This is a genomic window from Mesorhizobium sp. M1227, assembly GCF_040318315.1.
Taxonomy (GTDB): domain Bacteria; phylum Pseudomonadota; class Alphaproteobacteria; order Rhizobiales; family Rhizobiaceae; genus Mesorhizobium.
Map to the genome: position 1 here is coordinate 1 of NZ_JAMYLZ010000046.1, position 26000 is coordinate 26000.

General features: G+C 62.6%; 25 protein-coding genes and 2 pseudogenes. 16 read left to right on the plus strand and 11 right to left on the minus strand.

The window, feature by feature from the left end:
- Nucleotides 1-140 precede the first annotated feature (140 nt).
- From NKH28_RS30675 to NKH28_RS30695, 5 genes are all read left to right on the plus strand, one after another.
- The gene (locus NKH28_RS30675; protein ID WP_352981093.1) at nt 141-1259 is read left to right on the plus strand and encodes an ATP phosphoribosyltransferase regulatory subunit; all 1119 of its coding nucleotides are present in this window, start codon (nt 141-143) and stop codon (nt 1257-1259) included.
- Nucleotides 1256-1957 (plus strand): ATP phosphoribosyltransferase, encoded by a 702-nt coding sequence (gene hisG / locus NKH28_RS30680; RefSeq protein WP_352981094.1) that lies wholly within the window; start codon nt 1256-1258, stop codon nt 1955-1957. Before NKH28_RS30675 ends, hisG begins: the two co-directional genes overlap by 4 nt.
- A 410-nt stretch (nt 1958-2367) precedes the next feature.
- A complete protein-coding gene (locus NKH28_RS30685; protein ID WP_352981095.1) occupies nt 2368-4134 on the plus strand; it encodes an AMP-binding protein in 1767 nt (588 codons plus the stop codon).
- Nucleotides 4135-4201: 67 nt separating this feature from the next.
- On the plus strand, nt 4202-4423 hold the full coding sequence (locus NKH28_RS30690) for a cysteine rich repeat-containing protein (protein WP_352450969.1): 222 nt from the start codon (nt 4202-4204) through the stop codon (nt 4421-4423).
- A 584-nt stretch (nt 4424-5007) separates the two neighbouring features.
- On the plus strand, nt 5008-6111 hold the full coding sequence (locus NKH28_RS30695) for a calcium:cation antiporter (protein ID WP_352981096.1): 1104 nt from the start codon (nt 5008-5010) through the stop codon (nt 6109-6111).
- Between the two features lie 353 nt (nt 6112-6464).
- Here NKH28_RS30695 and NKH28_RS30700 read toward each other — a convergent pair whose 3' ends face one another.
- From NKH28_RS30700 to NKH28_RS30725, 6 genes are all read right to left on the minus strand, one after another.
- Nucleotides 6465-7004, minus strand: coding sequence for a hypothetical protein (locus tag NKH28_RS30700; protein WP_352981097.1), 540 nt, complete (start codon nt 7002-7004; stop codon nt 6465-6467).
- 108 nt (nt 7005-7112) lie between these two features.
- Complete coding sequence (locus NKH28_RS30705) at nt 7113-7952, minus strand: hypothetical protein (protein WP_352981098.1); 840 nt, start codon at nt 7950-7952, stop codon at nt 7113-7115.
- Between the two features lie 279 nt (nt 7953-8231).
- The gene (locus NKH28_RS30710; protein WP_352981099.1) at nt 8232-8969 is read right to left on the minus strand and encodes a hypothetical protein; all 738 of its coding nucleotides are present in this window, start codon (nt 8967-8969) and stop codon (nt 8232-8234) included.
- A gap of 128 nt (nt 8970-9097) precedes the next feature.
- A complete protein-coding gene (locus tag NKH28_RS30715) occupies nt 9098-10057 on the minus strand; it encodes a pPIWI-associating nuclease domain-containing protein (RefSeq protein ID WP_352981100.1) in 960 nt (319 codons plus the stop codon).
- A 654-nt stretch (nt 10058-10711) separates the two neighbouring features.
- Nucleotides 10712-11035, minus strand: a complete 324-nt coding sequence (locus NKH28_RS30720) for a hypothetical protein (RefSeq protein WP_352981101.1) — start codon at nt 11033-11035, stop codon at nt 10712-10714.
- Complete coding sequence (locus NKH28_RS30725) at nt 11035-11676, minus strand: peroxiredoxin-like family protein (protein ID WP_352681200.1); 642 nt, start codon at nt 11674-11676, stop codon at nt 11035-11037. The genes NKH28_RS30720 and NKH28_RS30725 overlap by 1 nt, the downstream gene beginning before the upstream one ends.
- 405 nt (nt 11677-12081) lie before the next feature.
- Here NKH28_RS30725 and NKH28_RS30730 point away from each other — a divergent pair, with 405 nt between their 5' ends.
- Nucleotides 12082-12684: a cupin gene (locus tag NKH28_RS30730; protein ID WP_352981102.1), complete on the plus strand. Its 603-nt coding sequence runs from the start codon at nt 12082-12084 to the stop codon at nt 12682-12684.
- Nucleotides 12685-12739: 55 nt separating this feature from the next.
- Here NKH28_RS30730 and NKH28_RS30735 read toward each other — a convergent pair whose 3' ends face one another.
- Nucleotides 12740-13648, minus strand: coding sequence for a hydrogen peroxide-inducible genes activator (locus NKH28_RS30735; RefSeq protein ID WP_352617813.1), 909 nt, complete (start codon nt 13646-13648; stop codon nt 12740-12742).
- A 147-nt stretch (nt 13649-13795) separates the two neighbouring features.
- Between NKH28_RS30735 and katG the strand changes: the two genes are divergently transcribed.
- Nucleotides 13796-15994, plus strand: coding sequence for a catalase/peroxidase HPI (gene katG, locus NKH28_RS30740; protein WP_352981103.1), 2199 nt, complete (start codon nt 13796-13798; stop codon nt 15992-15994).
- A gap of 80 nt (nt 15995-16074) precedes the next feature.
- On the opposite strand, the gene NKH28_RS30745 is transcribed toward katG, so the two are convergent.
- Nucleotides 16075-16752 carry an MIP/aquaporin family protein gene (locus NKH28_RS30745; protein WP_023677138.1) on the minus strand — a complete coding sequence of 226 codons (678 nt, stop codon included), beginning with the start codon at nt 16750-16752 and terminating at the stop codon, nt 16075-16077.
- A gap of 345 nt (nt 16753-17097) precedes the next feature.
- Here NKH28_RS30745 and NKH28_RS30750 point away from each other — a divergent pair, with 345 nt between their 5' ends.
- The 3 genes from NKH28_RS30750 (at nt 17098) to NKH28_RS30760 (ending at nt 19672) form a co-directional block, all read left to right on the plus strand.
- Complete coding sequence (locus NKH28_RS30750) at nt 17098-18387, plus strand: RsmB/NOP family class I SAM-dependent RNA methyltransferase (protein WP_352981104.1); 1290 nt, start codon at nt 17098-17100, stop codon at nt 18385-18387.
- A gap of 125 nt (nt 18388-18512) precedes the next feature.
- Entirely contained in the window at nt 18513-18971 is a 459-nt protein-coding gene (locus NKH28_RS30755; protein ID WP_023677140.1) for a PaaI family thioesterase, read from the plus strand.
- 26 nt (nt 18972-18997) lie between these two features.
- Entirely contained in the window at nt 18998-19672 is a 675-nt protein-coding gene (locus tag NKH28_RS30760) for a 5'-methylthioadenosine/S-adenosylhomocysteine nucleosidase (protein WP_352851359.1), read from the plus strand.
- Here the strand turns inward: NKH28_RS30760 and NKH28_RS30765 are convergent.
- Entirely contained in the window at nt 19644-19970 is a 327-nt protein-coding gene (locus NKH28_RS30765) for a hypothetical protein (protein ID WP_352851357.1), read from the minus strand. The two genes, NKH28_RS30760 and NKH28_RS30765, sit on opposite strands and share 29 nt — an antisense overlap.
- Nucleotides 19971-20041: 71 nt before the next feature.
- Between NKH28_RS30765 and NKH28_RS30770 the strand changes: the two genes are divergently transcribed.
- From NKH28_RS30770 to NKH28_RS30795, 6 genes and pseudogenes are all read left to right on the plus strand, one after another.
- Nucleotides 20042-20575 carry a MarR family winged helix-turn-helix transcriptional regulator gene (locus tag NKH28_RS30770; RefSeq protein WP_352851355.1) on the plus strand — a complete coding sequence of 178 codons (534 nt, stop codon included), beginning with the start codon at nt 20042-20044 and terminating at the stop codon, nt 20573-20575.
- Nucleotides 20576-20630: 55 nt separating this feature from the next.
- Nucleotides 20631-22193: a glutamine-hydrolyzing GMP synthase gene (gene guaA, locus NKH28_RS30775; RefSeq protein WP_352981105.1), complete on the plus strand. Its 1563-nt coding sequence runs from the start codon at nt 20631-20633 to the stop codon at nt 22191-22193.
- Nucleotides 22194-22400: 207 nt separating this feature from the next.
- A pseudogene (locus NKH28_RS30780) lies at nt 22401-22699 on the plus strand (helix-turn-helix domain-containing protein); the annotation flags it as partial.
- A 128-nt stretch (nt 22700-22827) separates the two neighbouring features.
- Nucleotides 22828-23832: a zinc-dependent alcohol dehydrogenase family protein gene (locus tag NKH28_RS30785; RefSeq protein WP_352836481.1), complete on the plus strand. Its 1005-nt coding sequence runs from the start codon at nt 22828-22830 to the stop codon at nt 23830-23832.
- On the plus strand, nt 23832-24227 hold the full coding sequence (locus NKH28_RS30790; RefSeq protein WP_352981106.1) for a tautomerase family protein: 396 nt from the start codon (nt 23832-23834) through the stop codon (nt 24225-24227). The genes NKH28_RS30785 and NKH28_RS30790 overlap by 1 nt, the downstream gene beginning before the upstream one ends.
- Nucleotides 24228-24395: 168 nt before the next feature.
- A complete protein-coding gene (locus NKH28_RS30795) occupies nt 24396-25247 on the plus strand; it encodes a LysR family transcriptional regulator (RefSeq protein ID WP_352541805.1) in 852 nt (283 codons plus the stop codon).
- A gap of 191 nt (nt 25248-25438) precedes the next feature.
- On the opposite strand, the pseudogene NKH28_RS34570 reads toward NKH28_RS30795, so the two are convergent.
- Nucleotides 25439-25650: pseudogene (locus tag NKH28_RS34570) on the minus strand (P-type conjugative transfer protein TrbJ); the annotation flags it as partial.
- Between the two features lie 7 nt (nt 25651-25657).
- A complete protein-coding gene (locus NKH28_RS30805; protein WP_352502118.1) occupies nt 25658-25999 on the minus strand; it encodes a nuclear transport factor 2 family protein in 342 nt (113 codons plus the stop codon).
- Nucleotide 26000 lies beyond the last annotated feature (1 nt).

The following is a 26000-nucleotide window of genomic DNA, read 5'->3' on the forward strand; positions in this document are numbered from 1 at the left end:
CCCGAACCTCCCGGCGCAAAGCGCGCCAAACTGTTCGCGATGTCCTCGCACACCTGTTCGCGATGTCTCCGGTCCAAACACCCCCTTGAGGGGGAGATGGCCGGTAGGCCAGAGGGGGGTGCCTCGCGCTCCACATTCCCATGACCTCGCGCCCCGCCATCGCATCCGACATCACCAGCCTCTTCGCCGCGCGAAATACGCACGCGGTCGAGGTCGCTGTGCTGCAGCCGGCCGATCCGTTCCTCGACATGGCCGGCGAGGATTTGCGGCGCCGCATCTTTCTCACCGAAAGCGAGACCGGACAGACGCTTTGCCTGCGGCCGGAATTCACCATTCCGGTCTGCCTCGACCACATTGCCAGCCAGGCCGGCACGCCGCGCCGCTATTCCTATCTCGGCGAGGTGTTTCGCCAGCGCCGCGAGGGCGGCAACGAGTTCTTCCAGGCCGGCATCGAGGATCTCGGCGACCGCGACACAGCCGCCGCCGACGCCCGCTCGCTGGCCGATGCGCATGCGCTGCTGTCGCTGGTGCTGCCCGGCCGGGAGCTGGCGGTGACGCTCGGCGACCAGACCATCTTCGAGGCGGTGCTGGCAGCGCTTGGCCTGCCGCGCGGCTGGCGCATGCGGCTGGCGCGGGCCTTCGGCTCGGCGCCGATGCTGGAGGCCGCCCTTGCCGATCTGGCCAATCCGCCGCGCAACAGCCAGCTCGCCGGCGTGGTCGCCGCCCTTGTCCTCGACGGCGATCTTGACGGTCTTTCGGCGCATGTCGCCGGCGGCATGGAAGAGGCTGGCCTGTCGGCAACGGCCGGGCGTTCGCCGTCCGAGATTGCGCGGCGCCTGATCGAGAAAGCCGAACTGCGCAGCGTGCGGCTGTCGAACGAGGCGTTTGCGGCGCTGAAGAGCTTTTTGGCCATCGACGTGCCGCTCGACAGCGCCGCCGGAGCGCTCCAACGTTTTGCAGCCGATGCCGGGCTTTCGCTGGGCGCAGCGCTGGAGAATTTCGCAGCCCGCGCCGCGGCCATAGAAAGCCTCGGCCTGCCGATGTCTGAAATCAGCTACGACGCCGCCTTCGGCCGGCCGCTCGATTACTACACCGGCATCGTCTTCGAGATCGCGGCGCAAGGCGGCGACCGGCCGCTCGCCGGTGGTGGCCGCTACGACCGGCTGCTGACGCTGCTCGGCGCCAAAACGCCGATCCCCGGCGTCGGTTTTTCCGTCTGGCTCGACCGCATCGAGGCGCTGCGGGAGACGGCGCCATGATCACGCTGGCGATCCCGTCGAAAGGCCGGCTCAAGGAGCAGGCGCTGGGGGTGCTGGCCAAGGCCGGGCTTGCCGTCAGCCTGCCCGGCGACGAGCGCAAATATCGCGCCCGCATCGACGGCCTTGACGGCGTCGAGATAGCGTTCCTGTCTGCCTCGGAGATATCAGGCGAAATCGGCCAGGGGTCGGTCGATCTCGGCATCACCGGCGAGGACCTTTTGCGCGAAAACCTCGCCGATTGCGAGGCGCGCACCGAAATCATCGCCCGCCTCGGTTTCGGCAATGCCGATGTCGTCGTCGCCGTGCCCGACATCTGGCTCGATGTCGACACCATGGCCGACCTCGACGACGTCGCCGCCGATTTCCGCCAGCGCCATGGCCGCCGGCTTAGGATCGCCACCAAATACTGGCGCCTGACCCAGCAGTTCTTTTCGCAAAAGCACGGCATCCAGGTCTATCGCATCGTCGAAAGCCTGGGCGCGACCGAGGGTGCGCCGGCGGCCGGATTGGCCGATATCGTCGTCGACATCACCACCTCAGGTGCGACGCTGCGCGCCAACCATCTCAAGGTGCTGGCCGACGGCCTCATCCTGCGCTCGCAGGCCTGCCTCGTGGCGTCGAGGAAGATGCGTTCGGCGACGGACGAGGCCGTGTTGCGCGATATTGCGGGCAGGATGGCATCGGTGAACGCAGGCTGACGACCAGCCGATCTCCCCCCTTGAGGGGGAGATGTCGCCGAAGGCGACAGAGGGGGGTCGGTAGGTCTTGACGCGACTCTCCTAACGGACAGAACAGGCAGGTGCTCCACGCGAGACGACCCCCTCTGGCCTGCCGGCCATCTCCCCCTCAAGGAGGGAGATTGGCAGCTTGGCCGCTGGCACCGACCTGACGCGATTTTCTTGACGTACAGCAATTTTGTTCTTGCTTTGTGCCGGCAGCTATGCTACTAATCTCGCTGTGGTGCCAATTGGCCCCGAAGACCCGCCCGCCGAGGCGGGTTTTTTATTTTCGGCCTTTACAGGCGAGTTCCCACCCAGCCCCACCATGGACGGGATTTCCACCACCCCGCCGGGCTGATAGGCTCGGCTGGTCTGCGGAGGACACGGCGATGCCGATCAATCTCGACGAGTTGAAGAATGCCACCAGCCTGCGCTCCAAGCGCGATGGCGGTTCGTTCATTGCGCCGGTCGACGGCACGGCGCATGTCTCGGGCGAGCGCAGCGTGCCGCTGCTCAACCTGACCATCCCGGCGCTGTTTGCCGATACGGTCGGCAAATACGGCACGCTCGATGCCGCCGTCTTCGTCGAGCAGGACAAGCGCTTTACCTGGGAAGAGCTATCCGAGACTGTCGATGCGCTCGCCGCCGGCTTCCTGGCGCTCGGCCTCGAGAAAGGCGATCGCGTCGGCATCTGGTCGCCGAACCGCTGGGAATGGCTGGTGACGCAATTCGCCACCGCCCGCATCGGCCTGATCCTGGTCAACATCAACCCGGCCTATCGGTTGGTCGAGCTGGAATATGCCTTGAACAAGGTCGGTTGCAAGGCGCTGGTCACCGCCGCCACATTCAAGAGCTCCGACTATCTCGGCATGATCGCGGCGCTGGCGCCGGAGATCGCCAACGCTGCGCCGGGCAAGCTCGACGCCAACAAGCTGCCGGCGCTGAAGACCGTCATCCGCATGGACGAGGAGAATTCTGCGGGCATGTTCAATTTCGCCGACGTGCTGGCGATGGCCGGCCGCGACGAGCATGACAAGCTCGACCGGATTTCAGCGGGGCTGAAACCGGACGACGCCATCAACATCCAGTTCACCAGCGGCACGACAGGCGCGCCCAAGGGCGCGACGCTGACCCACAACAACATCGTCAACAACGGCAATTTCGTCACCGCGGCGATCCGGCTCACCGTCGACGACCTGCTGTGCATCCCGGTGCCGCTCTACCATTGCTTCGGCATGTCGATGGGCACGATGGGCTGCGTCACCAAGGGCGCGACCATGGTTTTCCCCAGCGAGGGGTTCGATGCCGGCGCCACGCTGAGGGCGGTGGCAACGGAACGCTGCACCGCGCTCTACGGCGTGCCGACCATGTTCGTCGGCCTGCTCGACCATCCGGATTTCGCCTCCTTCGATCTCACCAGCCTGCGCACCGGCATCATGGCCGGCTCGCCATGCCCGATCGAGGTGATGAAGAAGGTGGTGTCGCTGATGCATATGGTTGAGGTGACCATCGCCTACGGCATGACCGAGACCAGCCCGGTGTCGTTCCAGAGCAGCGTCGACGATCCCCTGGAAAAGCGCGTCTCGACCGTTGGCCGCGTCCATCCGCATGTCGAGGTCAAGGCCATCGACGCCGAAGGTGCCACCGTCGCGGTCGGCGCGCCGGGCGAGCTCTGCACGCGCGGTTATTCCGTGATGAAGGGCTATTGGGACGATGAGCAGAAGACCCGCGAAGCCATCGACGCCGACGGCTGGATGCACACCGGCGACCTCGCCACTATCGATGCCGAGGGCTATTGCAACATCGTCGGCCGGGTCAAGGACATGGTCATCCGCGGCGGCGAGAACGTCTATCCACGCGAGGTCGAGGAGTTTCTCTATCGCCACCCCAAGGTCAAGGAGGTGCAGGTGTTCGGCATTCCCGACCCGAAATACGGCGAGGAGCTGTGCGCCTGGATCGTGCTGAAGCCCGGCCAGATCACCACGGAGCAGGAGATCAAGGCCTTCTGCGCCGGCCAGATCGCCCATTTCAAGATCCCGCGCTACATCCGCTTCCGCACCGAATTGCCGATGACGGTGACCGGCAAGCCGCAGAAATTCCTGATGCGCCAGGCGATGGTCGACGAGCTGGGATTGGTGACGCAGAAGACGGCGTGAAAAGGCTTCCGTTTGTGCCTACGCGTGACGGAGGCGTTGTTTGGGCAACATATTTGAGGGGTGTTCCATGCGGATTGGGTTAGGCGTGCTTTTCCTGGCAACTCAGCTGGCAGCCACCGCAGTGCTGGCGCAGACGGCGGCCGAGCGTGAGGCCTGCCAAGCAGATTACCAGAGATTGTGCAAGGGCGTGTTGCCGGGCGGTGGCCGCGTCGTAAAATGCCTGGCCGGTCACATGAGCGAGCTGACGCCCGAATGCAAGAAGGTCGTCAAGGCCAACACGCCCGGCTAGCGCGCGAGCTTCCTGCGGGTGACATGATGTTTCGAGGTGTGCGGGGGCAGGAGGCAGCGCAAATCGCTGCGGATTCTTGCGAAGAGGACCCCCACCCCTAACCCCTCCCCACAAGGGGGAGGGGGACTTTCGGTGGCGCCGACCTCGGCAAATTGCCTGCCGTTCGGCGCCAAAGGGAAAGCAAGGGCGCGCGGCAGCGTTCCCTCCCCCCTGTGGCAGGGCTATTGCAGATGGAAAGCCGAGGCTTTCGCTCTACGACGTACCCCCACCCCTAACCCCTCCCCACAAGGGGGAGGGGACTTTCGGTGGCGCCGACCTCGGCAAATTGCCTGCCTTTCGGCGCCAAAGGGAAAGCAAGGGCGCGCGGCAGCGTTCCCTCCCCCTTGTGGGGAGGGTTAGGGTGGGGGTCCTCTTCGCAAGAATGCGTACGCGATTGCGCTGCCCTTGTGGGGAGGGGCTAGGGCTGGGGTACGCTGCGATGGCGTCATGACCTGTCATATGCGATTTCTCTGGATGGTCGCGGTGCGCAACAGTGGTTGCAAATCGCCCTTCCACGGGATTTGTGGGAACGCAAGAAGGTGACAATGAGTGGTTTCGCAAGATCGGCGGTTTCCTACGGCATGCCGTTGGCCGCGCTGGCGATGGCTGTCGCGGTCAGGGCCAGCGGGGTGTCGGTCGACGAAGGGTCGCTGGGCACCAGGATATTTATCGGCGCGCTGTCGAGCGCGATCATGTTCACCACCATTTTCGTGGTGCTCGACCACGCCGAGGCGGTGGCCAGGCGGGTGGGCGAGCCGTACGGCACGTTGGTGCTGACCATCGCCGTGACGGCAATCGAAGTGTCGATCATCGTTTCCATCATGCTGCACGGCGCCAACAACCCGACGCTTGCACGCGAATCCGTGTTCTCGACGGTGATGATCACGTCCACCGGCGTCGTCGGCATGTGCCTGACGTTTGGCGGCTGGCGACATCGCAAGCAGGCAATCGTCCGCCAAGGGACCAGCGCCTATCTGGCGGTGCTGGTCGCGCTGAGCGTCATGACGCTCATTCTGCCGACCTACACGCGAACCACCGATCCCGGCACATTCTCGGCGGCGCAACTTGGCTTCGTCAGCGTCCTTTCGGTGCTGCTTTATGCCGGTTTTCTGTTCGCGCAGACTGTCCGCCACCGCGACGATTTCATCGATGGACAAGCGCATGGCGTTGCAGCGCGAGCCGACGCCCACGAAAGCGTCGCCGCCGGCGCTGTTCTCCTGCTGATCGGGCTGATCGGCATCGTCATGCTGGCCGAACAGGTCGCGGCAAGCGTCGAGGATGCGCTCGTCGCCTACCAGGTGCCGCAGGCCGACGCCATTGTCGGCGCAATGATCGCCGCGCTGGTCTTGATGCCGGAGGCGATCTCGGCGGTTCGTGCCGCGCTCAACAACGAACTGCAGCGCGGCCTGAACGTCGCCATGGGCTCGGCCTGCGCGACAATCGGCCTGACAATACCCGGCATAGCCGCCGCCAGCCTGCTGACCGGAAGAGGCCTGACCCTGGGCCTGCCGGCGACCGACACGGTGCTTTTGGTCCTGGCGCTTTTCATCTGCAATGTGAGCTTTAGCACGGAGAGAACGACGTTCCTGACCGGCTTGGTGCACCTGGTGGTGTTTTTTACCTGGGTGTTTTTGATATTTGTGCCGTGACGGTTGGGGGGCGAGGTAGCAAACCACTATCGACCGGCTCTCGAACGAGCAGTCATCCGTTTCCGCACCGAGTTGCGAAGGAGGCAAGCCGCAGACGTTCCGGATGAGGCGATGGTCAAGAGTGGTGACGGCAAAGACGGCTTGAGCGGTGGGCGCCAATTTGTCTCCTTTGCGCCGTGGGCGGACGCTTAGCACCAAGGCCTTGAACGTCTCGATCGGGGCCGATTGCGGACAGACGGCCTTTGGGATTTCTTCGCGATGAACCGACGTTCCGCAGCCGACCTCAAGTAAGTCTTTCAACGCTGGACGTGGCAGGCCCGAAGGCAGCCCTTCCTTGGCCTTAGCTAAAGCGGTTATTCGCCAGCATCAGAAATCGACTGACCACACCTCGATTCCGTACCGCTCGAATTGCGGCCGGCGCTCATTGAGGGAAAGAGCGGGGACATGAAGAAAATGTACCGGTACCGTTCGGAACGGCGCGCGAGTTTGGCAAGATCCGCTGCAAGTTTTCCGTTGTTGCGTGGACTCACGACGGCAAACGTCTCGGCACCGACATATCCCTCCACTTCGCTCATGATGTCGAGCTCAAGTGAGGCATGAGCTCCCGGAGCCAGACGGAGCCCGCCGGCATCGGGATGCAATACTAGCAACTGCCTGGCCGCTGTGATCGCGACAGCAAAGGTCCGTGTCTGATTAACCTGTTCGATGAGATTGAGCGGGCGACCCTCCAGAGGATGAAAGCCGACCTGGTCGAATTTCATACGGCGTAGGAGGGCCAGCGGATCATCAGATTGTGCGGACATCCATTCCTGGGCACGACGGGCGGATGTCCTGACGATCGCCATGAGGTCGTCTGCCTCACGGGCATTCCGCACAATCAATTCTTTCGGCATCGCTATTCCCGCATCATCTTCTCCCAAGTGTAGGCGCAATAGCCGCATAGCTGGGGGTGTTCGGGGTCGTATTCGTGAACGGTTATGTCCGCGCTGCAGCGGCTGCACTCACCGCCGACGGTTGCCTTGCAGGCAAAGCAGACGCTGATTTCCCCATTCTCGACATAGGCCTTGGCAGTGCATTCTGGGCAGTTTTGCTATGGGTGAAGATTCTCCGTCCTTCACAGCGTGGTAGGCGTCGATCTCGTAGCTGGTCTCTACAACTATTTCGGCAAGCTGCTGCTGGTCGAATTCCTCTCCGCACTGGAAGCATTTTCCAATCGCCGTCTCGGAGTCGGTGTTGTCGCGATCAGCCTGGCCAATCAGACACGATCCGCAGGTACGACAGGATATGCGATCAAGCCTGCTGATTTCACCAGGCCAGTTCAAACGCATGAGGCTGTCCATGCACGCCTTCTGGACCTTGTTAAATGTGTCGGTCTCCTCAAGGATGGTTTCCCATACCTCATTGAGCACCTTCAGGGTCTCGAAGAAATCGATCACCATCGGGAAGGAAGACGCAATCGCTTCCTTGAGGGCGCCAACGGGCTCTTGGAGATGGTAATGTTCGAGGCTATTGCGTAGCTTCTGCAGCTTGCGAATGTCCACATCCGGCCAGGACAGTTCGAATTTCTTAAATCGGCCTTTCAACTGCTCAAGATCGATCGTCGTGAAACCGACCACCTCATGATCGACACCGCCGACCCCATCGGGAACAGGTTCAAATTTCGCGCCTATCACCTCCATAGGATCGGCATCAGGAACAGCGCGGATTAGACATTCCTTGCCCAAAAGAAGCAGGCCAGCGTAGTAGTTGCGCGCCGCGCTCAGCATGCGCGCATCGGGCCCTTCCCGGAAATCTTCAATCCCGAGCACGATTGACGTTACCGCATTTTCGAATATGTCCACTCTGCCCCCCGCCGTCCTGCTGCCTTGGCAGAGATGAACACTAAACCCATTGCTGTGGTGCCGATACATGCCTTCTCTTGGAAAGGGGGCTGGCAGTTTGACGGTCCGCTTCTTGGCCACTCCGCAGAAAACGTCCTTAAATGGACTGGCCTGCCTTTCAAAACTGGTACCTGCTTGCCTGACCAGTTTACGAGCGCAGGCCCGGAGAGAACGCCGGAGCTGCGCCGGCTGATATGGGGAACACGTTACGGCCGACACACCGACATACCGGAGGGTTCCTCAACCGCCTTCCTGACCTGCGTGCGTACTAGGCTGGACAATGATGGGCGACGGGTCGGGGTTCAGTTCACCCCACACGGCGATCCCCGCCTGGATGATAGTGAGGGCGATGAGGGCCGCCGTCAGCCACCCGATGCGGCTCTGCTGACGCATGTTGTCGTCGTGGCGCTCTTTCTCGGTCTCCATGTTCTCCAAGGTGATCACGGCTTGGTTGGTCATGGAATAGATCGCACCGTTCCTCATCAGGTCCTTGGAGTGAACAAGAGAATCCAAGATCATCGAGTAGTGCGTTTCGGTCTGGTCGTAGCGGGGGTGGAGGACCGACCGCGCCGTGTAAATATCGGCAATGACCGTAACCACGCTCGGGTGGTAGTCGGGCTGCTGGATATTCTTCTGAACAAAGTGCCGGAGGACACGCATACGGTCGCCGCGCACTAGTTCCTGCTTGTTGAACTGCCGCTGGAGCACATTATCCCACCACAAGGACCGAGCAGGATAGAACGTGGCCAGCGCGCGAAAAAGCGAAAGCGGCGTGGTGTAGGTGAAGCGCGCATTCCGGTAGGTGTGTAGGAACGAGACTGCGAGCGACTTCAGCTCTTCGTTGGTGACGAGGCGATCTTGCGGCTGGCCGCGCGGGTCGTCAAACCAAAGGCCTCGCACGCCTTCCTGTGTCATCTCGCGCACGATGAACCGCTTCACGCCGTCCCTGTCGTGCAGGTAGATGTGGAAGTGGTTCATGTCCGGCGGGGCTTCAGCGAAAATGTTCTGATTTTGCGGAGGCTTCCTGCGAAGCGCCCAGCCAATGGCCCACCTTTTCAACCATGGTGCAGTAAGAATGCCCATTGACCCCAAAGCCGCTGGCCCTTCTATGAGGCGATGGTTGCCAAGAACATTATGCCGCCCTCAACGCGTTGACGGAGCGCTCTCAGACCAGCAAAGTTCAAGGTACCTGCAGCGCCGTGTGTGGCCTTGTTGAAGACAGGGAAGAGCTGAAGGATGTCCTCAATGTCTTTCTCCACGAAGTCGAGCATTTCTGGCGATTCTTTACCCTTCAATTTGAGAAGGTAGCGGATTTTCGCACGACGCGAGGGTGTACCATTGGGCGTCTTGTCATAATGGGGGTCGGCAGCGATCACGGCCTTGTCGTCGGCCCAACGGTCTAGGATTTCCGTGAAAATCTCACGGACGCTGGTGCAAAAGTGGCGTGCGGCATCTGTGTTGGCTGGATTTAAGGCGAACAGCGCCCCCCTCCAACGATCGCAGAGGTCCAGGGAAAGGTCTGACAGGTATTCGAGTATGCCGGTGTCTTGACCCTCCTCGACGCCCGCCTCTTCGTCGGTGTTCAACGCGTGCGCCACGGCGGCGCTGTTGTTTGCCTCGCGCTCAGCCATCGCGAGGATGTCGGGATCGGACCCGCTATCAGCCTCGATCGTGTCGTATCGCGCACTCAAATCGAAAGATGAAGCCCGAACATCGACATACCTGGTGCTCGTCAATGCGCGGAGTGCGGACAGGCGGCGCTGTCGTTCCCGTTGTACCTGCGCTTTGTGGGTGCGAACCGCTTGGTTGTATGTGTTTATCGCAGAGCGGCGCTTCTGATTGTATTGAGTGATCTCGCGATTGATCTCTTGGGTTACCCGCTTGTTGTGCTGATTCACCCGATCGACCTCGCGATTGTAATCGCGGACCGCCTTTTCGGCGGCTGCCTTGTTGGCTCGATTAACGCGATCGACCTCCTGATTGTATCGCCGAATGGCCTCGCGCTGCTTTTGCTCCTGCTGCCGAACCCATGCATTATACTGAGACGGCGTCATTCTCCGAACCATCGATCCCTCCAATAGCAACCGTCATTACATTCCAAAGGTCTGTGGAAGATTGAAGAGAGGCACTCATGTCCCCCGACGGCCAGGAAGTTGCTGACCCATCCCCCGGCAATGGTCCCCAAAAAATGAGTTCCTAATGTAGGAGATCTCTATGCTTAGTAAATGGGCATCAACGATCCTTTTGCGACGTCCCCCAACTTTCAATGCTGCGTTGCAGCAAGTGCTGATGCAGTAATGAAAGCGCTCGTGTTTACGTGTGCTGCCGGGCTTGCTGGAAGCGTTCCCAGCTTGAAAGCCCTCTGCGCTCCTTCTGGTAGGAACGCGGGCTTCAAGTTCAGCGTTGAGGCCCCCACCATGAGCGCTTTGGCTTCTTCCACGGTCGTTGACGGGATTTAGTCGTTGAACAGTACGCCGGGAGTAGTACCCCGCCTCACTGGTTGGGCCCTACGGTTCGGCGATGCCGTTTCGGTTGATTGCAGGAATTGAAAGACCACTCATTGCGCAGCAACGACCTGCCGAGTGGGCACCGACGATGTCTCCTTTTGGGATGCGGGTAAGCTGGTCCCTACGGCCGACATGGGCGCAAGCAGCCATTCAGGTATCTGGATGGATCGCAGCTCTCGCGCCCTCAGCGGAACCGACCCGCCATGCAGCCTGTTAATCCGCATGAAGCCACCACCAATCCAAGGCTGCATCATGAGCATTCTGCAAACCACGAAGAAAGCCGTTGAGCAGGTCACCGGCGTCGCCAGGCCGGGCTGGTGAGAGGTCGCCGACCTCCTGAGGCCGCGCAAATCGAATGAATTTCGAATCAGCGATGATGGCCTGGTGCCCAATCATCCGTTCTGGCCGCTGGTCGTCTATCGCGGCGCCGTTACGCTGCCCAAAGACTTCGATCCGGCGGCGATCATGGAGGCGCTTTTCGAGCGGGAAGGGCGCGGTCGTCGAGCGAGTTGTCAGCCGCCTATTTCCGCAGCCCATCAATGTGCAACTTGGGAGGCCGCTGACATCAATTCCTCCGGATTCGGCGCCTTGAAGGTATTGAGGCCATCCTCCAGAACTTCAGTGAAGTTCCAGCGTACGATGCCCGCCCGGTCGATTAGGAACTGACCGACAAGCTGCCCCTGGCCGGAAGCCATCGCCTGCTGATCGGCTCCCGTAATCTCATATCCTTCCTTCTTGTTGAGAAACTCGTACATTGCCATGACGTCCATAGGCTCGGGCAACTCGCCCGGGAGATCGATACGGATCGCCATGACCGTGTCCATCCCGACCTCGCGCAAGCCGAAAGCACGGTGCGAGGCCCGCTCCGGGTCGGACGCGGCGAGAAGATCGGGTGCCGGGTGGTAACGGAAATAGAGCCGCGCCCGCTCGACTGGCGTATTGACCACCGCCAGGCATTCGACGCCTTTCTCACGCAGGGCCGGCTTGAGTTGCGCCATCGCCGCGACGTGGCGCCGGCAGAACGGACAGTGCAGGCCTCGGAACAAACCGATCAACAACGGGCTACGGCCTCGAAAATCATCGAGCGCGATCTTGCCTTCGCGGGAGATCGCATCGAGAATAACATTCGGCGCCCGGTCGCCCGGCTGCAGCGGGCGTTCGACATTAGTCGTGGACATGGACAACCTCCTCGCCCCGGATAAGCACACCCAGCCATCCGGAGTTGAGTCCATGCTGGGCGATGCCAGGGCAAAAATTGCTTTCGACCTTTGCCATATTGCCGAGGTCGAGATTACGCGCGTTGCAAGTGCATCATAACACGAAAAAAGCCTCTGCGGGTCGCCCGTTTCGCGAGCTGTCGCGAGCGCTGTGGCAAAACAGTGTTTCGCATGGGACGAAACAGCGGCGGGACCGATTGGATCTTCACATGCTCGCGGTGTTCAAGTCTTGAAACTTGGGCGGCTTCGATGTGCCCGGACGTCAAATGCCGACCGCACAGATCGCAGATTTCTGCCCTCAGCGGAACCGACCCGCCATGCAGCCGGTTAATCAGCATGAAGCCACCACGAATCCAAGGCCGCATCATGAGCATTCTGCAAACCACGAAGAAAGCCGTCGAGCAGGTCACCGGTATCGCCAGGCCGGGGCGGCGAGAGGTCGCCGACCTCCTCAGGCCGCGCAAACCGAACGAGTTTCGCTTCAGCGATGATGGCCTGGTGCCCAACCATCCGTTCTGGCCGCTTGTCGTCTATCGTGGCGCTGTGAAGTTGCCCGAAGACTTCGATCCGGCGGCTGTCATCGAGGCGCTTTTCGAGGCAAATGGCTGGGGCGATAGCTGGCGCAACGGCATCTACGACTACGTCCACTACCATTCGCGTATACACGAGGTGCTGGGCGTTGCGCGCGGCACGGCCAAGGTCCGCTTTGGCGGCAGCAAGGGACGAACGCTGCCGCTGAAGGCCGGCGACGTCGCGGTTCTTCCGGCCGGCACCGGGCACCAGCGTCTTTCCGCATCCGACGATTTTCTGGTTGTCGGCGCCTATCCTCCATCCGGCACCTATGACCTGTGTACGACCGCCGCCGACCATGCCAAGGCAGTCGTCTCGATCCCTAGGGTCGGCCGTCCGCGCAAGGACCCTGTCTACGGAAGCAACGGCCCGTTGCTCGCAGCCTGGAAAAAGGATTGAAGTCGTTTTCTTGCAGGTTGGCTTCGGGGCTAAAACCGGATCCTTGACCCGCCGCTCAAGCCGCCAGCACCGCCGCATCCAGCCTGCGGATGATCTTCGCCAGTTCGACGCACTCGTCGTGCCGGACCTTGTTGCGCCGCCAGGCGAGGCAGATCGTGCGTTGCGGCATCGGTTCCTGGAACGGCACGATCTTCAAATCGGGGATAGTGCTGGCCGGTCCGGCCGCCATTTCCGGGATGAGCGTGACGCCGAGCCCGTGCGCCACCATCTGTAAGAGCGTCGTCAGGCTGGTCGCGCCATAGCTTGCCATCGCCACCGGCCGCACGCTGCCGCAGACGGCGAGCGCCTGTTCGCGCAGGCAATGGCCTTCCTCGAGCAGCATCAGCCGCTCCAGCGCCGGGCTCTCCGGTGGCACCGGCGGCGAGGCGAAGGCGGGATCGCCGGCCGGCACGGCCAGGAAGAACCGGTCGGAGAAAAGTTCCTCGGTAACCAGGCCTGGGTAATCGAGAGGCAGTGCCGCGACGAAGGCGTCGAGCTTTCCCGAACTGGTGTCCTCGACCAGCGAGGCGGTCACCGCTTCGCGCAGTTCCAGCTGCAAGGCCGGGAAATGCCGTTTCAGCTCCGGCAGCACATGCGGCAAAAGATAGGGCGCCACCGTCGGGATGATGCCGAGCCGGAAGCGGCCTTCCAGCGCCGGGCGGCCGCGCCGGGCCGTCGCCTCGACGTCGCGGACGTCGGCAAGGATGCGCTCGATGCGCGGCAGCAGGGCCACGGCCTCGTCGGTCATCCGCACCACCTTGCCGCCGCGCTCGAACAGACGGCAATTCAGCCGCAGCTCCATCTCGGCGATCTGCGAAGACAGCGCCGGCTGGCTGACGCCGGCGAGTTTTGCGGCACGGCCGAAATGCAGCGTCTGCGCCAGCGCCTCGAAATAATGCATCTGCCGGACGGTCAAACCGATCATAAGGAAAACCTATCAGAATAAACAGCAAAGGCAATTTGTCTTTATGGGCTGGGCGGGCTAGTCTGGAACCATTCCAGGATGGCGCGGCCGCCGGCCCTGCCCGGAAAATCAACAAAATCCCGAAAAATCAACAAATCGGAGGCAAAGATGGACGCGAAAACCGACGACAACAGCGCCGGCAAATGCCCGGTCCCACATGGATCGGCCAGGAGGAGCAACCGTGACTGGTGGCCGAACCAGCTTGACCTTGGCGTCCTCCATCAGCAGTCCAGCCTCTCGGACCCGATGGACGAGGACTTCGACTACGCCAAGGAATTCAAGAGCCTCGATCTCGATGCGGTGATCAGGGATCTGCACCAGGTGATGACCGATTCGCAGGATTGGTGGCCGGCCGATTTCGGCCATTACGGCCCGCTCTTCATCCGCATGGCCTGGCACAGCGCCGGTACCTATCGCATCGGCGACGGCCGTGGCGGCGCCGGCGCCGGCCAGCAGCGTTTCGCGCCGCTCAACAGCTGGCCGGACAACGCCAATCTCGACAAGGCGCGCCGGCTGCTGTGGCCGGTCAAGCAGAAATACGGCAGGAAGATCTCCTGGGCCGACCTTTTGATCCTCACCGGCAACGTCGCGCTGGAATCGATGGGCTTCAAGACCTTCGGCTTCGCCGGCGGCCGCGCCGATGTCTGGGAGCCGGAGCAGGACGTCGACTGGGGATCGGAAACCAAGTGGCTCGCCGACGAGCGCTATTCCGGCGACCGCGAACTTCAGGGCCATCTCGGCGCCGTGCAGATGGGGCTGATCTACGTCAACCCGGAAGGCCCGAACGGCACGCCCGATCCATTGGCCGCGGCGCGCGATATCCGCGAAACCTTCGCCCGCATGGCCATGAACGATGAGGAAACCGTGGCGCTCATCGCCGGCGGCCATACCTTCGGCAAGACCCATGGCGCCGGCGATGCATCGCTGGTCGGCCCGGAGCCGGAAGGCGCCGGCATCGAGGCGCAGGGCCTCGGCTGGTCGAGCAAGCATGCCACCGGCATTGCCGGCGACGCCATCACCTCGGGCCTCGAGGTGACCTGGACCACGACGCCGACCAAATGGAGCAACAACTTCTTCGACAATCTGTTCAACTACGAATGGGAGCTGACCAAGAGCCCGGCCGGCGCCCATCAGTGGACGCCGAAGGGCGGCGCCGGTGCAGGCACCGTGCCGGACGCGCACGATCCCTCGAAGCGCCGCGCGCCGGCGATGCTGACCACCGACCTCGCGCTACGCGTCGACCCGGCCTACGAGAAGATCTCGCGGCGCTTCCATCAGAATCCTGATCAGTTCGCCGATGCCTTCGCCCGCGCCTGGTTCAAGCTGACGCATCGCGACATGGGTCCGGCCGTCCGCTATCTCGGCCCGCTCGTGCCGAAGGAAGAGCTGATCTGGCAGGACCCGATACCGGCAATCGACCACGAGCTGGTCAGCGAGCAGGACATCGCCTCGCTGAAGGCGAAGATCCTGGCCTCCGGCCTGTCCGTCGCAGAACTGGTCTCGACCGCCTGGGCCTCGGCCTCGACTTTCCGCGGCTCCGACAAGCGCGGCGGCGCCAACGGCGCCCGCATCCGCCTGGCGCCGCAGAAGGATTGGGAGGTCAACCAGCCGGCGCAACTGGCCAAGGTGCTCGAGACACTCGAAGGCATCCAGAAGGGCTTCAATAACTCGCAGTCCGGCGGCAAGAAGGTCTCGCTTGCCGACCTGATCGTGCTTGGCGGCGTCGCCGCGATCGAGAAGGCGGCGAAAGACGGCGGCCATGACGTGGGGGTGCCGTTCACGCCAGGCCGCATGGACGCCTCGCAGGAACAGACGGATGTCCAGTCCTTCGCCGCGCTCGAGCCGAAAGTCGATGGCTTCCGCAATTATGTCAGGGGCAAGCCGCCGATGTCGGTCGAAGCGATGCTGGTCGACCGGGCGCAGCTGCTGACCTTGACGGCGCCGGAGATGACGGTGCTCGTCGGCGGGTTGCGGGTGCTCGGCGCCAACACCGGTCAGTCGAAGCACGGGGTGTTCACCGACAGGCCGGGCACGTTGACCAACGATTTCTTCGTCAACCTGCTCTCCATGAACACGATCTGGGATCCGGCCGCCGGTTCCGATGAAGTCTACGAAGCGCGCGACCGCAAGACCAGGGCAGTCAAGTGGACCGGCACCCGCGCCGACCTGATCTTCGGCTCGCACGCGCAATTGCGTGCGCTGGCCGAGGTCTACGGGTCGGCGGACGCCGGGCGGAAGTTCGTCAGGGATTTCGTCGCCGCCTGGACCAAGGTGATGAACGCCGACCGTTTTGACCTCGCGGCCTGATCCGGGCATACGAATTTCTCGACGCAACAAAAAAGGGCGCGGGCCTCGACCCGCGCCTTTTTCATGAAGCCTTCGAAAAGTCAGTCTTTCTCGAAGATACCGGCCTTGGCGACCACGCCGGCGATGGCGCCGCCGATCAGCGGCGCGACGATGAACAGCCAGAGCTGGCCGATCGCCGCAGTTCCCGAAAACAGCGCCGGTCCGATCGAACGGGCCGGGTTGAGCGATGTGCCGGTCACCGGAATGATGGCGAAGTGCAGTCCGGCCAGCGTCAGGCCGATGACCAGGCCGGCGAAGGCCGTCGTGTGCTTGGCGTTGGTGACGCCGAGGATCACCGTGACGAAGGTGAAGGTGCCGATCAGCTCCCACAGGAAGGCCGAGCTGACGCCCCATTTCGTCACATCCCAGCCATTGGCGCCGAAGCCGCCGGTGTGGCCGCCGACCTGTCCGGAGACGATGATCCACAGCGCCAGCGACGCGATGATGGCGCCGATGACCTGCGCGATCCAATAGGGAATGACGTCCCTGGCCGGCATCCGCCCGGCGAGGAACACACCGAGCGTCACCGCCGGATTGAGGTGCGCGCCCGAAATCGGGCCGATCGCGTAAGCGGCCGCTATCAGGCCGATGCCGAACGCCAGACCGATACCTTCCTGGCCGAGCGGCAGCGCGCCGCCGAAGCCGCCCGTCACCACCGAAGCCGTGCCGATGAACACCAATAGAAACGTGCCTAGAACTTCCGCCAGATAAGTTTTCATTGCCCTCTCCTCGTATCGACCCGCGGCTCCGCTTTTTCTGCGACGCGAATCACCGCGCAAAGAGTATTCGCAACCGGAAAACTTGCAAAGCAGAGCAGTTTCGCAAGCCGCTATGCTTGTGAGCGCCGGACACGCACATTAGAAGCATGTAATATACTGATCGAATTGTTTCGTTCCGCATGCCGGCGCCCGCCTGGTGGCCGCGGCTCGCGATGCACCAATCCACATTCGTCACCCGTCGGCATGGATCGTCTCGCCGTCGGCGAAACAGAACTGTTTCAATCAGGGCACGAAAAGCTCTAAGAGCAGGGCCGGAATTAATTTACTGAGTAATGGAAGACGACAATGAGACTGGGCGGGCGGCTGGCGGCAGCCATTGAAGTGCTTGACGACATTGGCCGGCGCCACCGGCCGGTGGCCGATGCGCTGAAAGACTGGGGCCTGTCGCACCGCTTCGCCGGCGGCGGCGACCGCGCCGCGATCGGCAACATCGTCTACGACGCGCTGCGCCGCAAGCGCTCGGCCGGCTGGCTGTTGGGCGAAGACACACCGCGCGCCATCGGCTTCGGCGCGCTGCTGCTCGAATGGGGCCAGACGGCGCAGTCGCTGAACGAGGCGCTCGAGGGCGACAAGTTCGCGCCGCCGCTGCTTACCGCCGACGAATTGAAAACGCTCGGCGGTCGCCGGCTTGCCGATGCGCCGCCGGCCGTCAGGGCAGATATCCCCGACTGGTGCATGCCGCTGTTCGAACGGGCGTTCGGCACGGCCTGGGTGGAAGAGGGTGCCGCGCTGGCGACGCGCCCGCCGCTCGACCTCAGGGTCAATACGCTGAAGGCCGATCGCGGCAAGGTGCTGGCGGAACTGGCGGAGACCGGCGCCAAGCCTGCGCGGATCGCGCCGCACGGCATCCGCATCCCGCCGATCGAAGGCGACGGCAGGCACCCGAACGTGCAGGCCGAGCCGGCCTTCCAGAAAGGCTGGTTCGAGGTTCAGGACGAGGGTTCGCAGATTGCGGCCGAACTGGCCGGCGCCGAACCTGGAATGCAGGTGCTCGATTTTTGCGCCGGCGCCGGCGGCAAGACGCTGGCGCTGTCCGCGGCGATGGACAATCGCGGCCAGATATTCGCCCACGATGCCGAGAAGGCCAGGCTGGCGCCGATCTTCGACCGCATCCGCCGCTCGGAAAACCGCAATGTGCAGATCGTCACCAAGCCGGCCGAACTGGCGCCGCTCGGCAAGCACATGGATATCGTCCTGATCGATGCGCCCTGCACCGGCAGCGGCACCTGGCGGCGCCGGCCGGACGCCAAATGGCGGTTGACGCAAAGACAGCTCGACGCCCGCAAGGGCGAGCAGGAGACGATCCTCGATGCCGCCAGGGACTTCGTCAAACCCGGCGGCCTGCTGGTCTACATCACCTGTTCGGTGTTCGACGAGGAGAATGGCGACCAGGTTTCGGCCTTCCGGGGCCGCCATCCCGGTTTTGTCCCGCTCGATCACCGCCAGCTTTGGGACAGCCGTTTTGCGGGCCACGAAGCGGCAATGCGCATTGGCGCTGCGGGCGGCATTTCGCTGTCGCCATTGCTGAGCGGCACCGACGGCTTTTACTTCTGCGCGCTGCGGCGGGCCGGCTGAATCGTTGCCATCGATACAGGGCTAAGCCGAATGCTGCAGTGCAGCATTTGCGATTGCCTGCCGCCCACCCCTCTGCGATAAATGCCTTTGCAATAAGATTTGCCGAGAAACGAAGGGCGACGGCCATGGCAGCAAAGATCGTTCCTGCTCCCGATTATGAGGACCGCGTCAGGACGTCCTTCGCGCGCCAGAACGCGATGATGACGATTGGCGCCGAGCTAACGCTGGTGACGCCCGGCATCATCGAGATCGAAATGCCCTATTCTGCGGCGCTGACGCAGCAGCACGGCTTTCTCCATGCCGGCGTCATTTCGACGGCTCTCGACTCGGCCTGCGGCTATGCGGCATTCTCGCTGATGCCGGAAAATTCCGGCGTGCTGACCATCGAGTTCAAGGTCAATCTGCTGGCGCCCGGCAGGGGCGAGCGCTTCCTGTTCCGCGGCTCGGTGACCAAGCCCGGCCGCACCATCATCGTCGCCGACGGACAAGCCTATGCGTTCGCCGTCGACGGCGAGGCCAAGCTGATCGCCACGATGACCGGAACGATGATGACGGTGCTCGGCCGCGACGGTATCGAGGGCTGAGGAGCGGGTAGGGAGGATGGACGATCATGGCCGGCAAGACACCTGGTGAGCTCACCCTGATCTCCGGCAAGTCCGTTCTCTTCGTCATGGCGGCCGAGGCCGAATACGGTCCACACCTGCAGCGGCTGTTCACGCCGCTGCTGACCGGCGTCGGGCCGGTCGAGGCCGGTATCGGGCTCAGCGCCGAACTATCCCGGCTGCATGCCGGGATGGCGCTGCCCGATCTCGTCGTGTCGCTCGGGTCGGCGGGCAGCCGGACGCTGGAGCAGACGGAAATCTACCAGGCCGTTTCGGTTGGCTACCGCGACATGGACGCCTCGCCCCTGGGGTTCGAGAAGGGCGCCACGCCGTTCCTCGATCTGCCTGTCAGCGTGCCGCTGCCGTTCAGGATACCAGGCGTCAGACAGGCGACGCTGTCGACCGGGGCGGCAATCGTCTCCGGCGCCGCCTACGACGCGATCGCCGCCGACATGGTCGATATGGAGACCTTCGCCTGCCTGCGCGCCTGCCAGCTGTTCGACGTTCCGCTTATCGGCCTGCGCGGCATTTCCGACGGCGCGGCCGATCTGAGACACGTTGGCGACTGGACCGAATATCTGCACGTCATCGACGAGAAGCTGGCCGCGGCGGTGCAACTGCTGCAACAGGCGATCGCCTCAGGCGCGATCGACTTCAAGCTTGTTGGGGCGGCAGGTTCTTAGCGTTGCCGAACAGCACGCCGATCATCCTGAAGCGAACGGCGTTGTCGCGATTGATGTAAGTGACTGACCCGGGCTCGTGATCGAGGGTCCACCGCCCGGTCGCGCCGGTGTCCCATTCGGCGACATAACCGTCATCGAGCATCCGCCAGCGCCCGCGTCGCGCCTCGCCATCGTCGAGCAGCATGTGCGCGGCACCCTCGCTTTCAAAATAGACGTAAGCCTCCTTGCCGTTTCGTTCCAACACATGGGTCATGCCCGGAATGAGCATTGCAAGGGTTTCCTTCTGAAGTGCTGCCATGATTTCCTCCTGAATTGAAGTCGCCGATTGCCTTGACCGGCATCGCCACTTAGAGTGAACTAGTAGTCAAGATGCTTGACTATGTATCGGGCGAGAAGAATTTGGTCAAGGGCCTTGACGAAAAACCTGAAGCGCTGCCGGATCACATAGGTTGGCGGCTGTGGCAGGCGAGCCGCGCCTGGCAGACCGAGTTCGCCGCTGCGATGCGCGCTGCCGGCCATCACTGGTTCACCGAAGCGCGTGCCGGCCTGCTTGGACATATCCCGCGCGGCGGCATGCGCCAGTCGGCGCTGATCGAGCGCTCGGCGATCTCAAAGCAGGCGATTCAGCAATTGCTCGATGGCCTGGAGACGGAAGGTGTGTTGCAGCGTCTGCCCGATCCGCAAGACGGCCGCGGCAAGCTTGTGCGCTACACCCGCAAGGGCCTGGACGCCCTGCGCGATGGCGACCGCATCAAGCTGCAGATCGAACGGAGCTATGTTGCCCGCCTTGGTCACGAGCGTTTCGCGGCGCTGATGGGCGCCTTGCGGTCACTCGATACAACGCAAACTGATGCATTGGACAAAGCCTCTGGCGTTCAGGACGACACACCGGAATCGAAGTGAAAGCGCGACCTCACAACCCATTGCGCCGACTCGTTTCTTTCTCTAAACGCTCGCCATGAAAACAGCCAATCATCCCGACACCGTCCTGATTGTCGATTTCGGCAGCCAGTTCACCCAGCTGATCGCCCGCCGCATCCGCGAGGCCGGCGTGTTTTCCGAGATCGTACCCTTCCAGTCGGCCGAGGCGGCGTTCAAGCGCATCGATCCGAAGGCGGTGATCCTGTCCGGCGGCCCGGCCTCGACCGGCGACATCGGCAGCCCGCGCGCGCCGCAGATCGTCTTCGATGCCGGCGTGCCGGTGCTCGGCATCTGCTACGGCCAGATGGCGATGTGCGTGCAGATGGGCGGCGTCGCCGAAAGCTCCGACCACCGCGAATTCGGCCGCGCCTTCGTCGAGATCGCCGAGGACAGCCCGTTGTTCGAGGGCCTGTGGGCGCCCGGCCAGCGCCATCAGGTGTGGATGAGCCACGGCGATCGCGTCATCTCCCTGCCCAAGGGGTTCGAGGTGCTCGGAAAATCGGAGGGCTCGCCCTTCGCCATCTTCGGCAATGTCGAGCGCAGAATGTACGGCCTCATGTTCCACCCCGAAGTGGTGCATACGCCGGACGGCGCCAGGTTGCTCCGCAACTTCGTCCACAACATCGCCGGCATCGAAGGCGACTGGACGATGCGCGCCTACCGCGAGCACGCGGTCGAGACGATCCGCAAGCAGGTCGGCAAGGGCAAGGTGATCTGCGCGCTGTCGGGCGGCGTCGATTCCTCGGTCGCGGCCTTGCTGATCCACGAGGCGGTCGGCGACCAGCTCACCTGCATCCTTGTCGACCACGGGCTGATGCGCAAGGACGAGGCATCAGGCGTGGTGGAGATGTTTCGCCAGCATTACAATCTGCCGCTGATCCTGGTCGACGCTTCGGACCGTTTCATCGGCGCGCTCGAGGGCGAGTCGGATCCCGAGAAGAAGCGCAAGACCATCGGGCGGCTGTTCATCGAAGTGTTCGAGGAGGAGGCCGAGAAGCTCGGCGGCGCCGATTTCCTGGCACAAGGCACCCTCTATCCCGACGTCATCGAAAGCGTCTCTTTCAGCGGCGGCCCGTCGGTGACGATCAAGTCGCATCACAATGTCGGCGGCTTGCCCGAACGCATGAACATGCAGCTGGTCGAGCCGCTGCGCGAATTGTTCAAGGACGAGGTGAGGGCGCTCGGCAAGGAGCTCGGCCTGCCCGACAGCTTCATTGGCCGGCATCCGTTCCCCGGTCCCGGTCTCGCCATCCGCTGTCCGGGCGGCATCACCCGCGAAAAGCTGGAGATCCTGCGCGAGGCCGACGCCATCTATCTCGACGAGATCCGCAAGGCCGGACTCTACGACGCCATCTGGCAGGCCTTCGCCGTGCTGCTGCCCGTGCAGACCGTCGGCGTGATGGGCGACGGCCGCACCTACGAGTTCGTCTGCGCGCTGCGCGCCGTCACCTCGGTCGACGGCATGACGGCAGACTTCTACCATTACGACATGGCATTCCTGGGAGCAGCCGCCACCCGCATCATCAACGAGGTACGCGGCATCAACCGCGTCGTCTACGACGTGACGAGCAAACCGCCAGGCACCATCGAGTGGGAGTGAGGGGTACAAACGGCGGCAATATCGTAGTTTGGGCGGCTAGTTTCATCGCCGCGCAATTACCATTCTAGTCGAGTTTTTCACTCCGCTAAGCTGGCTTTCTCCATCTTTGCCCGGCAACTCCGATCTGCGGCCACTTCTAGTGGATTGATTGGGACGAAAGAGTCCTGTTGGGATTTCTGTTGTCGCCGCAGCGTGCGACGTTAGGGGATGCGTACTGGCATCAGCATTTCTGTAACGGCCTCGGACAGGGCTCGGCTTGAAGCGATCGTGGCGGGGCGGAGTTCGCCGCAGAAGCATGTCTGGCGCGGATCATTCTGCTGACCGATCAGGGGCTTGGAACGCTCGCGATTATGGCGGCGACCGGCAAGTCGAAAACCTGCGTGTGGCGATGGAAGGAACGCTTCATGGCCGAGGGTGTCGAAGGACTGCTGCGCGTCAAGACCCGGCCTCCGGGCATCGCGCCGCTTGAGGCCAGGCTGGTCGACCAGGTCGTGGCGCTGACGCTGGTGCGCAAGGCCGGTTGCTCCAACGCTCGGGCCAAACATTTATGTTTGGATGTCATGCAGTATCGTTAATCTCCAAGCGGCTTTAAATGGGGCAACGTAAGTCCGTCAACAAACAACGGAGTACGTCAATGTCCCAATCCACTCACACCATGCATGCGCTGATCTTGGGTCAGTTCAAACAGCCCTTCAGGCTCTCGGAAGTCTCGCGGCCCGTTCCTGGCGACGGCGAGGTTCTCGTCAGGGTCAGAGCGAGCGGCGTCAATCCTCTCGACACTAAGATCCGCGCAGGCGCTGCGGCACATGCGAAACATCCGCTTCCGGCGATTCTCGGCATCGACCTTGCCGGCGTCGTCGAGCAGGTTGGTCCGAGTGTCACCGCGTTCAAACGCGGGGACGAGGTCTTTGGCATGACCGGAGGCGTGGGCGGGAACCAAGGTTCGCTGGCCCAGTTCGCAGCAGTCGATGCGCGGCTGCTTGCACCGAAGCCCACGAACCTGTCCATGCGCGAGGCGGCAGCGCTGCCGCTGGTCTTCATCACCGCATGGGAGGGCCTTGTCGATCGTGCCAAGGTTTCGGCAGGTCAGAAGGTCCTGGTCCAGGGCGGTGCGGGCGGCGTCGGTCATGTTGCGATCCAGATCGCGAAGGCGTTCGGCGCCGAGGTGTACGCCACTGACGCAGCCGCGAAGAAGCCGTTGATCGAGCGCCTGGGAGCGGTCGCGATCGATTATCGCGAGAAGACGGTGGAGCAATATGTCGCCGAATACACGGACGGTCGCGGCTTCGATGTCGTCTACGACACCGGCGGCGGGACGGTGCTGGACGCGTCATTCGCCTCCGTCAAGCGGTTTGGCCATGTCGTCAGTTCCCTCGGTTGGGGTAGTCACGCACTGGCGCCACTGTCGTTCAAGGCGGCGACCTATTCGGGCGTGTTCACGCTTCTTCCGCTGCTGACAGGCATTGGCCGTGAACACCACGGCGAGATCATGCGGGAGGCCGCGCGGCTGGCCGAGGCTGGCAAGCTTGTCCCGATCGTCGATCCGCGTCTCTTCACACTCGAAACAGCGAGCGACGCCTACGCTGCCATCGAAGATGGCAATGCCCAGGGCAAGCTGGTCGTCGACATAGACGTCTGATGCGGAACGTCGAAGCGGGCTGTTCCGGGACCGTGACAGCCTCCCAGACGACGTCTCCGTTCACGGATCCCAAGAACCTAAAAGGAAAACATCATGCTTATATTCGCGTTACGTTGGTCGACAACGTCTTCTCCGCCGAGGAGAAGCATGAAATGGCCAAGGCCCTCACAGACGTCATGGTTCGCTTCGAAGGTTCCGAGGCGTTTCGCGAAGTAGTGTGGGTCTTGATCGAGGAACTCCACACCGATGGCTGGCACATTGGCGGACGCCCGTTCGAAGGTCCGAAGTCTCTGATGGGCATGCTCGAACGAAGCAAGACGGTTTACGAGTCGATTGACGGAAATCCCGCGACGCGGGAGGAATTTGCTCGGTTGGCCCCACCCATATCTGCGTGACGGGCGGCGTGGATGCTCAAGAATCCCACGATTCGAGCCGGCGCTTGCATTCCCGGCTCGAATATATCGCGCCTCCCATGGCGCCCCGCCTCGATCTGCTGCATATGAAATCGCATGAAGATGGGCGATCTTCGTGAGAATCCATGCGAGCACGTTTGAGTATCAAGGATGGAATGGAGCGATCTAAAGATATTTCTGGCTATTTCCCGCGAGGGCACTTTGGGCGCAGCAGCGCGCCGACTTGGGCAGACGCAGCCGACAATGGGTCGGCGATTGCGCGCGCTGGAAGAGGCTGTCGGCCATACGCTTTTCCAACGCAACTCCGACGGTTTTGTTCTGACCGACGAAGGTCAAGCGGTGCTCGGCCATGCCGAAAAGATCGAGGAAGAGGCGCTCGCCTTCGAGCGGCGGCTTGCCGGCGCCGAGGCGCATCTCGAGGGCAACTTGCGCGTTTCGTCGTCGGATTGGTTTGGTCACATCATGCTGGCTCCCGTTCTAGCCGAGTTTGGCCGCCGGCATCCGAAGCTATGCGTGGAGTTGCTCACCGACGCGCGCCTCTACAGCCTTCCCCGGCGAGAGGCCGATCTGGTGTTTCGGATTACCCCATTCAGCGATGTGGAAGTGATCTCGCGTCGACTGATGCACATTCCCTATGCGCTCTACGCACCAGCAGGCATGGCCTCCCCGTTGCTGGGAGACGGTGCGGGCGCGCGTTTGATCACCATGGATATGGCATACGCAGAAATGCCCGACGCAGTGTGGCTTAAACAGAAGCTGCCTAACGCTGAAGTCTGCCTGCGCAGCAACAATCGCGAGGTCCAGGCGCAGCTTTGTGCGCAGGGCGCCGGGCTTGCGGTTTTGCCGAGGCCACTGGGCGACCGCACGCCTGGGCTCGCAGCGATAGACATCGGCGAAACGCCACCCGGCCGGGATACCCATGTGGGCTACCACCGGGACTTACGGCGGCTCGCACGGTTACGAGCCTTGCTCGACCTAGTCATAGAGCGGCTCGCAAATTGATCTCTCGTCGATTCCATTCAGTGCACGTCGATGTCGTCGCGTCGAAGCGACGTTCTTGCGCGGCCTGTTCGAACCGGCGCAGGCGCTTCACGTCGCGCAGAGGGGGAGCGCCAAACAGACGCCGGAACTCACGATTGAATTGCGTCGCGCTTTCGCAGCCCAATTGAAATGCCGAGACGTTCCCCTCGATGCCCGCCGACGTTGTTCTGCCAGGGTTCGCGTGCGTCGGCGACGAGCTGCTGGTCCGGGTGGACATCGAGGCATTGCCGTAGGGTGATGTGCTACGCCTGGTCGATGTTCTGGACGTTGTACGCGACGCGTTGCGCTTCGCCCAAAAGCTGCTGCGTGCGCTGGACAGACTGCTGGAACTGTAGAGAGACGAGAACGGCAGGTTCGTAAAGCTAGTCTAGTTATTCGAGATCGGCGTCAATGCGAACGATCAGCCCGGCGGCATTAACCGAGATGTCAAGAAGGCCGGTCTCGTGACCAAAGTCTCCGGTGAAATTGACCCGCACGCGCGCTTGGCCGGCGCCGATGCCGTCGATCGAGAGGAAGCGGGTGACCGTGTGATAGCCTACGAAATACCGCTCGATGTAATCGCGGACGCCGGCATGACCGTCGAATCGGTGGCCGGTCGACGGGTCGTCGATCACCGCATCTGGCGTGAACAAGGTCACCGCCGCGTCGGCGTCGAACGCGTTGGTTGCCGCGATCAGCGCATCTGCCGCTTTGCGCAAGGTGTTGGCGGTCATC